14 protein-coding genes and 2 tRNA genes are annotated in these 13,004 nt (G+C 67.7%); 10 read left to right on the plus strand and 6 right to left on the minus strand.

Annotated elements, in window-relative coordinates; translation table 11 throughout:
- Window positions 1-29 precede the first annotated feature (29 nt).
- The 3 genes from N7I30_RS18205 to N7I30_RS18215 form a co-directional block, all read right to left on the minus strand.
- Window positions 30-1,289 carry a PopZ family protein gene (locus N7I30_RS18205; protein ID WP_498640721.1) on the minus strand — a complete coding sequence of 420 codons (1,260 nt, stop codon included), beginning with the start codon at window positions 1,287-1,289 and terminating at the stop codon, window positions 30-32.
- 185 nt (window positions 1,290-1,474) lie between these two features.
- Window positions 1,475-2,887, minus strand: coding sequence for a TolC family outer membrane protein (locus tag N7I30_RS18210; protein WP_188077445.1), 1,413 nt, complete (start codon window positions 2,885-2,887; stop codon window positions 1,475-1,477).
- Between the two features lie 198 nt (window positions 2,888-3,085).
- Window positions 3,086-3,739, minus strand: coding sequence for a protein-L-isoaspartate O-methyltransferase family protein (locus tag N7I30_RS18215; RefSeq protein WP_024351463.1), 654 nt, complete (start codon window positions 3,737-3,739; stop codon window positions 3,086-3,088).
- A gap of 222 nt (window positions 3,740-3,961) precedes the next feature.
- Here N7I30_RS18215 and N7I30_RS18220 point away from each other — a divergent pair.
- Window positions 3,962-4,035 (plus strand) — tRNA-Cys (locus N7I30_RS18220).
- A 70-nt stretch (window positions 4,036-4,105) separates the two neighbouring features.
- Here N7I30_RS18220 and N7I30_RS18225 read toward each other — a convergent pair.
- Both N7I30_RS18225 and N7I30_RS18230 read right to left on the minus strand, forming a co-directional pair.
- Window positions 4,106-4,390 carry a hypothetical protein gene (locus N7I30_RS18225; RefSeq protein WP_498640724.1) on the minus strand — a complete coding sequence of 95 codons (285 nt, stop codon included), beginning with the start codon at window positions 4,388-4,390 and terminating at the stop codon, window positions 4,106-4,108.
- A 78-nt stretch (window positions 4,391-4,468) separates the two neighbouring features.
- Window positions 4,469-5,410 carry a LysR family transcriptional regulator gene (locus N7I30_RS18230; RefSeq protein ID WP_498640726.1) on the minus strand — a complete coding sequence of 314 codons (942 nt, stop codon included), beginning with the start codon at window positions 5,408-5,410 and terminating at the stop codon, window positions 4,469-4,471.
- Between the two features lie 148 nt (window positions 5,411-5,558).
- On the opposite strand from N7I30_RS18230, the gene N7I30_RS18235 reads away from it, so the two are divergent.
- Window positions 5,559-5,858: a hypothetical protein gene (locus tag N7I30_RS18235; RefSeq protein WP_498640727.1), complete on the plus strand. Its 300-nt coding sequence runs from the start codon at window positions 5,559-5,561 to the stop codon at window positions 5,856-5,858.
- 110 nt (window positions 5,859-5,968) lie between these two features.
- Window positions 5,969-6,238 (plus strand): hypothetical protein, encoded by a 270-nt coding sequence (locus tag N7I30_RS18240; protein WP_148233775.1) that lies wholly within the window; start codon window positions 5,969-5,971, stop codon window positions 6,236-6,238.
- A gap of 20 nt (window positions 6,239-6,258) precedes the next feature.
- On the opposite strand, the gene N7I30_RS18245 is transcribed toward N7I30_RS18240, so the two are convergent.
- Window positions 6,259-6,555, minus strand: a complete 297-nt coding sequence (locus tag N7I30_RS18245; RefSeq protein WP_498640729.1) for a hypothetical protein — start codon at window positions 6,553-6,555, stop codon at window positions 6,259-6,261.
- Window positions 6,556-6,737: 182 nt separating this feature from the next.
- Between N7I30_RS18245 and N7I30_RS18250 the strand changes: the two genes are divergently transcribed.
- From N7I30_RS18250 to N7I30_RS18280, 7 genes are all read left to right on the plus strand, one after another.
- Window positions 6,738-6,813, plus strand: a tRNA-Asn gene (locus N7I30_RS18250).
- Between the two features lie 197 nt (window positions 6,814-7,010).
- Complete coding sequence (locus N7I30_RS18255; RefSeq protein WP_498640731.1) at window positions 7,011-8,462, plus strand: cryptochrome/photolyase family protein; 1,452 nt, start codon at window positions 7,011-7,013, stop codon at window positions 8,460-8,462.
- Between the two features lie 180 nt (window positions 8,463-8,642).
- Window positions 8,643-9,683: a cysteine synthase A gene (locus tag N7I30_RS18260; RefSeq protein WP_188077440.1), complete on the plus strand. Its 1,041-nt coding sequence runs from the start codon at window positions 8,643-8,645 to the stop codon at window positions 9,681-9,683.
- 2 nt (window positions 9,684-9,685) lie between these two features.
- Window positions 9,686-10,441: an alanyl-tRNA editing protein gene (locus tag N7I30_RS18265; protein WP_498640733.1), complete on the plus strand. Its 756-nt coding sequence runs from the start codon at window positions 9,686-9,688 to the stop codon at window positions 10,439-10,441.
- Window positions 10,442-10,541: 100 nt separating this feature from the next.
- A complete protein-coding gene (gene sseA / locus N7I30_RS18270; protein WP_498640735.1) occupies window positions 10,542-11,387 on the plus strand; it encodes a 3-mercaptopyruvate sulfurtransferase in 846 nt (281 codons plus the stop codon).
- 5 nt (window positions 11,388-11,392) lie between these two features.
- Window positions 11,393-11,980, plus strand: a complete 588-nt coding sequence (locus N7I30_RS18275) for a GNAT family N-acetyltransferase (RefSeq protein ID WP_498640737.1) — start codon at window positions 11,393-11,395, stop codon at window positions 11,978-11,980.
- Window positions 11,977-12,924 carry an ornithine cyclodeaminase family protein gene (locus N7I30_RS18280; RefSeq protein ID WP_498640739.1) on the plus strand — a complete coding sequence of 316 codons (948 nt, stop codon included), beginning with the start codon at window positions 11,977-11,979 and terminating at the stop codon, window positions 12,922-12,924. Before N7I30_RS18275 ends, N7I30_RS18280 begins: the two co-directional genes overlap by 4 nt.
- Window positions 12,925-13,004 lie beyond the last annotated feature (80 nt).

The following is a 13,004-nucleotide window of genomic DNA, read 5'->3' on the forward strand; positions in this document are numbered from 1 at the left end:
TGCGATCTGCGCGCCGCAGGCCGGGTTCTTCAGCGGCGACCGCCGCGGGCGACGCGCTCGATCTCCTCGCGAACCAGCCGCTCGACAAGGCGCGGCAGGTTGTCGTCGAGCCATTCCTGCAGCATCGGCCGCAGCATCTGGCGGACGGTCTCGTCCATGGTGCGCATCTGCTCGTCGCGGATGACGCGGGCGAGATCGTCGAACGACCCGGCGATGCGCTCGCCGGCCTCGTGCGAGACAAGGGCGTGGATGTCGGCCGCGGTCGTCGCTGCCACCGGTGCGGACGGCGTCGCCGGCGCCTCGACGGCTTCCGTGGCCTTGGCCTCGACATCAGCCGGCTCGTACGCCTGCTGCGACGAGGGCGCGGTCATGGCCGGAGCCGCCTCGTCCTCGTCATCGTCCTCGGCGCCATCGCTGGCGACGGAATCGGTTGCCACGTCGGCGTCGGCCCGGCCCGCCTCGAACAGGCCGGCCCGGTCGAGAAGCTCGCTGGCGAACTCATCCTCGTCGAACTCGCCGAGATAATCGGCTGGCTCGTCGGCTTCGGCCGAAACATCGGCAGCGGGCGATGACGCCGTGGACCCGGTCGGCATCGGCGCGGCCTGCGCGGAGGCCATCGCCTCCGCCGGCTCCAGCCGAGCGGCAGGCATTTCGTCCTCGTCATCGGTGGCCGCCATGGCCGAGACATCGGCGACGGTGTCCCGCACCGCGTCCGTCCGGCGCTCGGACGCCGCGGCGAGCGAGGCCGCCTGCAGCCGTGCCGACGACAGCGCCGTCACATCGTCGAAGCTGTCCGCGTCGGTCGCATCCGCCGCATTGCCCAGGCGTCCATCATGGGCCGCGACCGCCTGCCGGACCGCCGTCTCGACCTCGTCCTCGACCATGTCCAGCGACAGGCCCGGGCCGGACGACATCCCGGCGTCGTCCTCTGAATCCTCATCGGCAGCGACCGGCGTCGCAGGCGGCACGATTCCGAGCTTGGGACGGGAGGCCTGGCGCACCGTATCGTTGGCAGGGCGTCCGAGCCCGTCAAATCCGGAGACCTCGTCGCGCTCGGCCTGAACCGGTGCCTGCCTGTCGAGGCGCGGCTCCGTCAGCGCGGGCCTCGCGCCCTGCTGCGCGCGCGTTTCCGGCTCGGCAGCCTGAGGTTCATCGCGCTCGGCCGAGACGGCCGGCTTGGCCGCAGCCCGGCGCGAGGGAGACTTCTCCTCGCCGCTTTCGATGATACGCCGGATCGAGGCCAGGATCTCGTCCATGGACGGTTCCCGTGCCGGTAGAGCATTGCTCATGACGAGCTCCCGCAAAATTGGGCGACAGGCGCAGACCCTATCGCTCGAATCATGCGTGAAGCCTAAGCGCAAAGGGCCTCGACGGGAATCCCGCAAGGCCCTTCAGCGTCGCTATCACCAGCTTCTTGCAGCGTGCTGTTGCCGGCCGGACTCGCTTCGCGGGGTCCGGCTCGCCCGATCGAGGCTCAGCGGCCGTCGGGGGTGCGCAGGCCGAACCACTTGTCCTCGACCGCCTCGTAATGCTCGGTCGGTCGATAGACGCTCGCCACGAGGTTGAGGCGCTCGGCGGACAGGCGGCCGATAGCCGACAGCACGGCATAGCCGGCCACGACCTCGTCGCGGGTCGAACCGGCCAGCAGGATCTGCGCCGAGATCACGTCGGCCTGGGAGTTCAAGACGTCCAGCGTGGTGCGCTGGCCGACATTGCGCTCTTCGATGACGCCGTTGAGGGCGAGCCGCGCCGCGTCGACCTGGGCCCGGTAGCCGGTGATGTTGGCCCGCGCCGCCTGCAACTGCGCCCATGCCGTCGCCACCGCGGCCCGCACCTGGTCGCGGGCGCCATCGACCTCGATACGCCGCTGGCCGAGGACTTCCTTGGCCTGCCGCACGACGGAACTGGCGCGACCGCCCTGGTAGATCGGGATGGTCAGCTGCGCCCCGACCGAGGCGGAGACCTCGTTCTGGGTGTTCACGCGAACGCCGGGCAGGCTCGAGGGGTCGCGCTCGTTGAGGGCGTAGGTGTCGTCGACACGGCCGGTCAGGCTGAGCTCGGGCAGGAAGGCGCCTTCCGCCGACTTTACCTGGAAGGCCGCCGCGTCGACCGCTGCCAGCGTCGCCTGGATCGCCGGATGCTCCGCCTGGGAAATACGGAAGGCCTCGTCGACCGAGCGCGGCAGCACGCCGGACGGCAGCGTGCCGGCAACCAGATTATCGGGCGAATCGCCGATGATGTCGAAATAGGTCGCCTCGCTGGACGCCACCTGCGCCAGCGCGCTGTTCAGAAGCGCCGTTGCGAGCGCCTGCTGCGATTCGGCCTGGGCGACGTCGGTCCGCGTGCCTTCGCCGACTTCGAACCGTGCGCCGGCGGCCCGCACCTGCTCTTCAAGGAAGCCGAGATTTTCGCGGCGCAGCGCGGCGATGCGCCGGTCACGCAGGACATTCATGTAGGCGCTGGCGGCATCGAACAGGACGTTCTGCTCGGTGTTCGACAGATTGCCGCGCGCCGCCCGGATCTGGGCCTGCGCCGCGGCGACGTTGTTCTGGGTCTGGAAGCCGTCGAAGATCGTCTGGTTCAGCTGCACGCCGAAACCGATCGAGTCGGTCCGGTCGCGAATCCGCGGCAGGTCGTCGCCACGGGTCGTGCGGCTGCGGCTGGCATTCGCCGAACCCACGCCGCTGATGAAGGGCCTGAGCGCCGAGCGGGCCTGCGGCACGTTCTCGTCAGTCGCGCGGAGCTGGGCGCGGGCGGCATTGAGATCCTGATTGAACTTGTAGGCCTTTGCGAGCGCCCCGGTCAGCGTTTCCGCCAGCGCCCCACTGGGAGAGGACAACAGCGTGCCCGCGGCCAGAAGCGCGGCAATCACAGTCTTGCCGATCAATGTTCATACTCCACGACGCGGCCCACTTAGGTAACGGTCACCACCCCCGCCCCGACGCCTCCCGGAAACGTCAGACCCGGGAATGCCATTTGAGGTTTGGGGCATACTAATCAGGCGCACGGCCGATCGATCAAGCGACGCGGCCCCCTGCCCGGCATTTGTTTCGCGAATCGGCAAATCTGCAACGATGCTGATCGCTCAGAAGGCGAACTCGGCCTTCCTCTGAAAGCCCGGCAGCGGCCGGATGCTGCAGTTGAATCCGAACCGGCTGCCGACGACACCGTTGTCGTCCTTGAAGTAGAGCTTGGCTTCCGCCGCATTGCCCTGCCCCTCGACGACGACCAGACGGCCACCATCCCGAAGCTGTTCGAGCAGGGTTTCAGGCAGAATGTCGACAGAACCTTGCACGAAAATGACGTCGAACGGCGCTTCCGACGGATAGCCTTCGTTCAGCGGCCCTTCGACGACGGCGCAGGTGACATAGTCGAGCCGGGCGAGGTTCTCGGTCGCCGCTTCCGCCAGCTCCGGATCCTGCTCCAGCGAAACCACCGAGCCGGCCAGATGCGACAGCACCGCCGACGAATAGCCGGTGCCGCAGCCCACATCGAGAACGACGTCGTCGGGACGGATCGCGGCCAGCTGGATCAGCTTGGCGAAGGGGGAGGCTTCCATGATGAAGCGGCCGTTGCCGAGCGGCACGTCCTCGTCGATATAGGCCAGCGGCTTGCGCGCGGCCGGCACGAACTCTTCGCGCGGCACCTCGAGGAAGGCCCGCAGGATCTCGTGGCGGGTCACGTCGGTGGTGCGAATCTGGTTGTCCACCATCCGCGTACGGGCGGCATCAAAGTCCATGGTCGACATTCCGATCTCTCGTCGCCGTTTCGCCTTGTTCTCTGTCGTTTCCTTAGTCGCGCCCTAGAAGCGAGGCAAGGCGAAGATCGCCGCAACGCACCGTTCGGCGTTGCGGCGTGACAGAAAACCGGGGCTGCCGGCGTGCCGGCATGACGATGTTCGCAGATCGGATCGGAGGGGCTTGCGAGAGCCCAATCAAATCAGTAGGTACAGCGCCGGTGAGGCCTCGTGGCGGAGTGGTTACGCAGAGGACTGCAAATCCTTGCACGGGGGTTCGATTCCCTCCGAGGCCTCCAGCTTTTCTCCTACATTGCATTCAAGACAGTTCGACGACCGGCGGCGCGGACGCCTGTCGGCGTATACGGCTTACTGGGCCGGGAAGAAGCGCGGGCCGATCAGGCGATAGCCTTCGGCAGTGCGCTCGACGGGCTCCTGCGGCGCAATCTTGCGGATGGTTTCCGGCCGCGGCGTCGGGATCGGCACGCCGTTGGACGCGCTCTTGATGCTGCGGCTCTCGCGCGGCTCGACCGACAGCGACGCCATCTCGATCATGCCCTGGGACAGGGAATCGCCGGAGGTCGACTGCGCGATGGCCGGAACCGTGAAGAGCGCTGCTGCCAGGATCGGGGCTGCCGCAAGCTGCTTGAACATTGTATCCGCCTCTCATTCGTTTGTTGGAAAGCGAAAGGGGTCGAAGCGGAATTCGGTTCCAGATGAGCGACTTGGCGCTCAGGCGGCGGTTTGCGATTCGTATACGGCCGCGCGCTTGCGCCGCATCACCTCCGGCAGCGTGTCGATCAGGTGATCCACCAGCAGCCGCACGGCCGGCAGCATGCCGCGGCGCGACGTGAACAGAAGATGCACCATGCTCTCGCCAGCATGGTAGTCCGGCAGCACCCGGACCAGCGCGCCCGAGGCGAGCGCGTCGTAACAGACCGCCTGGGGCAGCATCGCGACGCCCAGCCCTTCGATGGCGGCCTCGCGGGAGACGGCGAAGTCGTTGACCAGCAGCCGCGGTTCGTGGCGGATCCGGACCGGCCGGTCGGCGCCGTCATAGAGCTCCCAGATGCTCTGGTCCTGCGTCTTCTGATGGGCGATCGTCGGCAGGCCGGCCAGATCCTCCGGCCGCGCGATGGCCGGATGCGCCGCCAGGAAGGCCGGGCTCGCCACCAGGACGATGCCGATCGGGCCCAGCTTGCGCGCCACCAGGTCGGAGTTCTCCTCAAAGGCGAGATTGGCGCGGATCACCACGTCGACCCGCTCGGCAATGAGATCGATGGTCTCCAGCGACACCAGCAATTGCAGCCGCACCTTGGGATAGGCCGCGAAGAACGCCGGCAGCACGCCGGCCAGTGCGTGTTCGCCAAAGCCCGGCGGGCAGCCGAGCCGCACAAGCCCGCGCGGCTCGGCCGTCAGGGTCTGCGCCGCCTCCTCGGCCGCCTCGGCTTCGGCGAGCGCCGCACGGCAATGGCCGTAGAACACGTCGCCGACCGCCGTCAGCGACAGCCGGCGGGCCGAGCGCTCCAGAAGCTGGACATCGAGCCGCTGCTCCAGAGCGGCGACGCGGCGGCTCAGCTTCGACTTCGGAATGCCCAGCGCCCGGCCCGCTGCGGCAAAGCCGCCATGGCGTACCACGGCCTCGAAATAGAAGAGGTCATCGAGATTGGGCATGCGTTCCACCAGTAGGACGACGAGTTGCAATTCCGCCATCTACCACCGGGAGCGTTCCAACAATAGGTCTGGTGCATCGCATCATTAGCGGGTTCCGGACACTGCAAAATGCAGTCGGCCGGAGCCCCCAAACCAAGGGACCATTGCCATGAAGACGCTTTCGCTCCTCGCCGCAGGCCTCGCGGCATCCCTCGCCTTCGCCGCTCCGGCCGCGGCCCAGATCGCCTCCACCGGCGATGTCGGCTACGGCCATTTCTACGGCGAGTTCCAGTCCGGCCAGCGCGCCGCGGCTGACCGCAACGATGCGGTTCGCAGCGACGCTCGCCGCGTGACCCGCACCGAACGCCGGGCCGCACCGCAGACCGCCCGTGACGCGGCGCGATTCGCGCCCGCCACCCGCACGACCGTCACGCCGCTGGCCTATCAGCCGGTCGCCAACGGCCTGTAATCGGCACCGGAGCATCCTCCCAGCTCCCGTCGCCCGCAGGGCGCTGCCGGACGTGCGGCAGCGCCCTTTTTTCCGTTGACGATGTTCATGCTTCGTTCCATCTAGCAGGCATGAGCGATACCAGCAGACCACGATCGGGGACCCTCGGCGAAGCCGCACGGCGCGGCATGCTGGTCACCGCCACATGCCGCAAATGCGGCCATGCCGCCTCGTTCCTGGCGGTGGACCTGGCCATGGCCGCCGATCCGGCGGGCCCGCTGGAAAAGCTGGCGTTTCGCTGCCGCGAATGCCGCGAACGCGATTGCGAGGTCGAGGCCAGGGAGCTCGATCGGGACCGCCGTCCGAATATCGTGGTGTGGCGGCCGACGCGGCTGCGCTGACAGGCAGATAGGCCGAGCGCTCAGTTGCGGCGAGTTGCGCGCCAGCGGCCCCAGCGCACCGCCGTGCGGCGGCGCCACCGCCGCACCGGACCGAGATCGACCGACAGCACCAGAAGGCCGAGGGGAATCATCCAGAAGCCGACGATCGGCAGGAAGCCGACGGTGCCGCCCAGGACCAGCGCGGCGCCCGTGGCGATCCGCAGGCCGCGCGAGGCGGGCAGCGGCATGTCGCGCCCCATCACCGCAATACGGTGCGCCTTGCGGACCGACGCTTCGTCGTGGCCGCCGGCATCGGGCGCGTGCTGCTGTTCGTCCATGACCTGCGGCATTCCTTGTGGCCCGTCACCTGCGCTGCGAAATGGGCGCGGCGCCCCGTCCGCACAAGCCTTTGCCGCTCTGTCGGTTTTTCCGCCATGCTGCGATGCGTTTTTTTGCCCGGACGGGTTGGCAAATGCGCAATCGCTTTGCTATAGGCACGCCAACGCGTTGGACGCGTCATTCCCCGATAGCTCAGTTGGTAGAGCGTTCGACTGTTAATCGAATTGTCGCAGGTTCGAGCCCTGCTCGGGGAGCCAGTTTCTAGAAAGCCGTCGGTCTCGCGACCGGCGGCTTTCTTCGTTTCAGTGCCCTGCTTCCCCTCTGCCGGATGGACCAAGCGCTGCCGCGATTCGGCCCGTTTGGTCGCACCGCCCTCGCCGCCCCGCGCTTTCGCGACACATGGTCCCCATACCGGGCCGGCCGGATCACGTCGGGACAAGCGTAGGCAGCATTCATGACGCAGACATCACAGAGCGAACCGATCGTCGTCTGGCTTCGGGACGATCTCAGGCTGGACGACAACCCGGCCCTCGCCGAAGCCGCCGACAGCGGACGTCCGGTCGTGCCGCTGGTGGTTCTCGACGAGGAGAGCGACGGCGTGCGGACCCTCGGCGGGGCGCACAAATGGTGGCTGCATCATTCGCTGGAGCGCTTCGGCAAGGATCTCGCCGACAAGGGCGCGCCGCTGATCCTGCGCCGCGGCAAGGCGCGCGACCATGTCGTCGACATCGTCGAATCGACCGGCGCGACGACGCTTCTGATGAACCGGCGCTACGACCAGGCCTCGCGCGCCGTCGACGACGCCGTCGAGCAGGCGCTGGGCGGCGATGTCGAGGTGCAGCGCTTCACCGCCAACATCCTGCACGACCCCGACAAGGTGCGCACCAAGACCGGCGGCTGGTACAAGGTCTATACGCCGTTCTGGAAGAACCTCGCCGAGCGCGAACCCCGCGATCCGATCGATCCGCCGGACAAGCTCGCAGCGCTCGACGACCAGCCTCGCTCGGACAGGCTGGAGGACTGGGACCTGTTGCCGACGAACCCGGACTGGTCCGGCGGCATCGCCGCGTTCTGGGAGGTCGGCGAAGCCGCCGCGCATGAGCGCTTCGAGGAATTCTGCGACGAATGGCTGGACGATTATCCAAACGGGCGGGACCGTCCGGGGGACGACGCCACATCGCGCATGTCGCCGCATCTGCGCTGGGGCGAGATCTCGCCCTATCGGCTCTGGCACACGGCGGAAGCCTATGCGAACCGGCGCAAGACCATCCCGGGCGACGCGCTGAAAACCTTCAAGAAGGAGCTGGTCTGGCGCGACTTCAATTATCACCTGCTCCACAATTTCGGACCGCTGGCGACGCAGAACTACAATGAGCGTTTCGACGCCTTCCCCTGGCGCAGCGCCGAGACCGAGCTGCGGGCATGGCAGAAGGGCCTCACCGGCTACCCCATCGTCGATGCCGGCATGCGCCAGCTCTGGGAATGCGGCTGGATGCACAACCGCGTGCGGATGATCGTCGGCTCCTTTCTCACCAAGGATCTGCTGATCGACTGGCGCGAGGGCGAGCGCTGGTTCTGGGACACGCTGGTCGATGGCGACATCGCCTCCAACACGGCCCAGTGGCAGTGGATCGGCGGCAGCGGCGCCGACGCCCAGCCCTATTTCCGTGTCTTCAATCCGGTCACCCAGAGCCAGCGCTTCGATGGCGACGGCGACTATATCCGCCGCTTCGTGCCCGAACTCGCCGATCTGCCGGACAAGGCTCTGCATGCGCCTTGGGAGGCCGATGCCGACACCCTGGCCGAGGCCGGGGTGGAACTGGGCAAGACCTATCCGAAGCCGATCGTCGACCACGGAACGGCGCGCAAGCGGGCCCTCGACGCCTATGGGGAAGTGAAGGGCTGAACCGACCGGACGCCGCCGTCGCTGCCGTTACCGATTCGGTCACCACCCGGCGGGTGACCGGGTGATTCCCGGTGCGCCGCGGCAGACAAGTTTCCCGTCACGGCAATCATTGCCTTGCCACCCCCACCCGCCGGTCATAGTTTCGCGGCAGCATTCCGCATCCCGCCAATCAGGTCCCAGATGTCCCGATACAATTCCGTCCTCGACGCCATCGGCAACACGCCGCTCATCCGACTGCACAAGGCATCGGAAGCGACGGGCTGCGAGATCTACGGCAAGGCCGAATTCCTGAACCCCGGCCAGTCGGTCAAGGACCGCGCCGGGCTGTTCATCATCCGCGACGCCGAGGAGAAGGGTCTCCTGGAGCCCGGCGGCATCATCGTCGAAGGCACCGCCGGCAATACCGGCATCGGCCTGTCGCTGGTCGCCGACGCGCTGGGCTATCGCACCGTGATCGTCATCCCCGAGACCCAGAGCGAGGAAAAGAAGGACGCGCTGCGCCTGATGGGCGCCGAACTCATCGAAGTGCCGGCGGTCCCCTACAAGAACCCGAACAATTACGTGAAGGTCTCCGGCCGCCTCGCCGAACAGCTCGCCAGGACCCATCCGCAGGGCGCGATCTGGGCGAACCAGTTCGACAATCTCGCCAATCGCGACGGCCATGTGGTCACCACCGCCGAGGAGATCTGGCACGGCACGGGCGGCGAGATCGACGGCTTCATCTGCGCCGTCGGCACCGGCGGCACCCTGGCCGGCACCGCCATGGGCCTGAAGCGCCGCTCCGGGCAGATCAAGTTCGGCATCGCCGATCCGATGGGCGCCGCGCTCTACAGCTACTACACGACCGGCGAGTTCAAGTCGGAAGGCTCGTCCATCACCGAGGGCATCGGCCAGGGCCGCATCACCGCCAATCTTGAAGGCTTCGAGCCGGACTTCGCTTACCAGATCCCCGATGACGAGGCCCTGCGCATCGTCTTCGACCTGATCACCGAGGAAGGGCTCTGCCTTGGCGGCTCGTCGGGCATCAACATCGCCGGCGCCATCCGCATGGCGAAGGAGATGGGCCCCGGCCACACCATCGTGACCATCCTGTGCGACTACGGCAATCGCTACCAGTCGAAGATGTTCAACCCGGCCTTCCTGCGTGACAAGGGCCTGCCGGTCCCCGAGTGGATCGAGCGCACGCCGCAATTCGACGTGCCCTTCGAGCCGGTGGACTGACCATGTCCGAGGCCGGAACCGAGCGCGTCTACCAGGACGATTCCTATCTATCGACGATGGAAGCCGAACTGCTGCGCGTCGACACCACCGCCGACGGGCGCCCCGGCCTCGTCTTCGCGCGCACCAATTTCTTCGCGGCGGGCGGCGGCCAGCCGGGCGATACCGCTTTCGTCGAAACGGCCGACGGCCGCCAGGTGAAGATCGTCGACACGGTCTACGCCGCCGACAAGTCCACCATCCTGATGCTGGTCGAGGACGCGGCCGCTCTGCCGCAGCCCGGCGAGACCCTGGTGCTGCATGTCGACTGGAAGCGCCGCTACAAGCTGATGCGCATGCACACGGCCTGCCATCTCCTGACGGTCGTCTGTCCGTTCCCCATCACCGGCGCGGCGGTTGGCGAAGACGAGAGCCGCGTCGACTTCGACATTCCCGAAGGCGCGCCGGACAAGGCCGAGGTCACCGCCGGCCTGATGGAACTGGTGGAGGCCAACCATCCGGTCTTCACCCGCTGGATCAGCGATGCCGAACTCGATGCCAATCCGGGCCTGGTGAAGTCGGCCAACGTCAAGCCGCCCCGCGGCACCGGGCGCATCCGCCTGGTCTGCGTCGGCGACGAAGGATCGGTCGACACCCAGCCCTGCGGCGGCACCCATGTCCTGGAAACCGGCGAAGTCGGCGAGATCCACATCGGCAAGATCGAGAAGAAGGGCAAGGTCAACCGGCGCTTCCGCATCCGCTTCGGCCCCCTGCCCGCCTGAAACCCGTAACTGCCCTTGCCGCGACGGGAACGGGTGCGATCTACTGCGCCATCCGTCGGCCGCGGCGCTCCGTGGCACCAGTGCATGATCGAGGCGGCGCATGAGCCAGAACCCCTTCCTGATCTCTCCCGACGAACTCGCCGGCCATCTTGGCAAGCGGGGCCTCTCGGTCGTCGACGCCTCCTGGTATCTGCCGGCGCAGAAGCGTCTGGCCGAACCCGAATTCGAGACCGCCCATATCCCCGGCGCGGTGTTCTTCGATCAGGACGCGATCGTCGATCCGGCCTCGTCGCTGCCGCACACCTTGCCCGCGGCCGCCGATTTCGGTGCCGCCGCCGGCAGGCTCGGCATCCGCGAGACCGACACCATCGTCGTCTATGACGGGATGGGCCTGTTTTCCGCGCCGCGCGTCTGGTGGATGTTCCGGACCTATGGCGCGAAGGACGTGCGCATTCTCGATGGCGGCTTCCCCGCCTGGCAGGCCGGCAATCATCCGGTCGAAACCGGCAAGGTCTCGCCCGAGCCCGCCACCTTCGAAGCCAGCTTCGACGCCGATGCCGTCGCGACTCTCGACGAGATGCGCCGGGTCGTCGACGACGGCGCGCTGCAGGTGGTGGATGCCCGCCCGGCTGACCGCTTTGCCGGCGACGCCGCCGAGCCGCGCCCCGGCGTTCGCGCCGGCCACATGCCCGGCGCCCGCAACCTGCCCTTCCTACAGCTTGCCGAGAACGGCCGGCTGAAATCGCCCGAGGAGCTGCGCGCCGCCTTCGCCGCCGCCGGCGTCGATCCCGATGCTCCGGTAGTGACGAGCTGCGGCTCGGGCGTGACCGCCGCCGTGCTCAACCTGGCGCTGGAAACCCTCGGCAGCCGGCAGCACCGGCTTTATGACGGCTCCTGGACGGAATGGGGCGGCGCGACCGACACACCAATCGTGACCGGACCGTGATCCCCATGCGCCTGTTGACGACCACGGTCACCAGCCTGGAACTCCGTCAGCCGCCCGAGCGGGTGGCCTCTCCGCCGGCTTCGGACACGGCACTGAGCTTTCGCGAAATCCGCGACATCGCGCTCGACGCCTATCGCACGCTCTATCGCAGCGTCGGCGACCCGCATCACTGGACGTCGCGGATCCTGCCGGACGACCGCCTCGACCGGGAAATCCACGACGAAGCGACCCGCATCTTCGTACTCCTGGCCGACGACATCGTCGCCGGCTGGTTCGAACTGGAAATGCGCCGGTCGCTGAAATCGGCCCGCATCGTCCATCTCGGCATCATGCCGGCCTTTCGCGGTCGCGGCCTCGCCGATCATCTGGTGTCCAAGGCGATCGTCACCGGCTTTTCGGAAGGCGCCGAGCGCCTGACCATCGAGACCAACACGCTCGATCATCCAGCCGCCCTGCCGCTGTACCGCAAGCACGGCTTTACGCCCTATGCGACGCGGATGGTCCAGACGCCGGCGATCGAATCGGTCGAGGCGCTGGCAAGGGAGCACCACACGCCCCCGACCAGCATGGTCGCCGGGGACGCGCCGCGATGAGAATCATCGGCACCGCAGACGCGGATCACCTCCTGACCTGGACGGCGGTGACCGAGGCGATCCGCGAGGCGCATCGCCTGCCGCAGGCCGAGATCGGCGACATGCTGCTGTCGCGCGATGGCCGCAGTCTGCTCAATCGCGGCGCCTGGATCGAAGGCTTGGGCATCGCGCTGAAATCGGTGACCGTCTATCCGGACAATCCCCGCCGTGACCCGCCGCTGCCGTCCGTGCAAGGCGGCATGCTGCTGTTCGACGAGGACAGCGGCGCGCCCACGGCGCTCGTCGACGGCATTCTCGTCACCAAATGGAAGACCGCGGGCGATTCCGTCCTCGGCGCAAAGCTGCTGGCCCGCCCCGATTCGCGGCGGCTGCTGATCTGCGGTGCCGGCACGGTCGCCCGCACGCTGATCCCGGCCTATGGCGAGCTCTTTCCCGACCTCGAGCAGATCATCCTGTGGAACCGCAGCACCGACAAGGCCGAGGCGCTTGCGGCGGAATACGCCGATAACGCCATTCCGGTGACGGTCGCGACCGAGCTGGCCGAGGCGGTTGCTGCCGCCGACATCGTCTCCACGGCCACCCTGTCGAAAGAGCCGTTCCTGAAGGGCGAGTGGATGAGCCCCGGCACCCATGTCGATCTGATCGGCGCCTTCCGGCCCGACATGCGCGAGGCCGACGACATGCTGCTCGAGCGCGCCGAGCTCTTCGTTGATTCCCGCCGCACGACCTTCGGCCATATCGGCGAGATCCAGATCCCGCTCGACGCCGGCACCATCGCGGCCGACGACGTTCTGGGCGACCTGCATGATCTGTGCGCCGGAACCGCCGGCCGGTCCTCGCCCGACGCCATCACCGCCTACAAGAATGGCGGCGGTGCCCATCTCGACCTGATGGTCGGCGCGCTGATCCGGCGACTGGTCGAAGCCGGCGACAGCCGCGGCTGAACGCCGGCACGGGGGCGACGATCCCTGCGGTTTCGCGCCGGCATCAGACGCGATAGACGAAGCCACGCCTGCCACCCGCC

This window comes from Aurantimonas litoralis (assembly GCF_026153195.1).
GTDB classification, from domain to species: Bacteria; Pseudomonadota; Alphaproteobacteria; order Rhizobiales; family Rhizobiaceae; genus Aurantimonas; species Aurantimonas coralicida.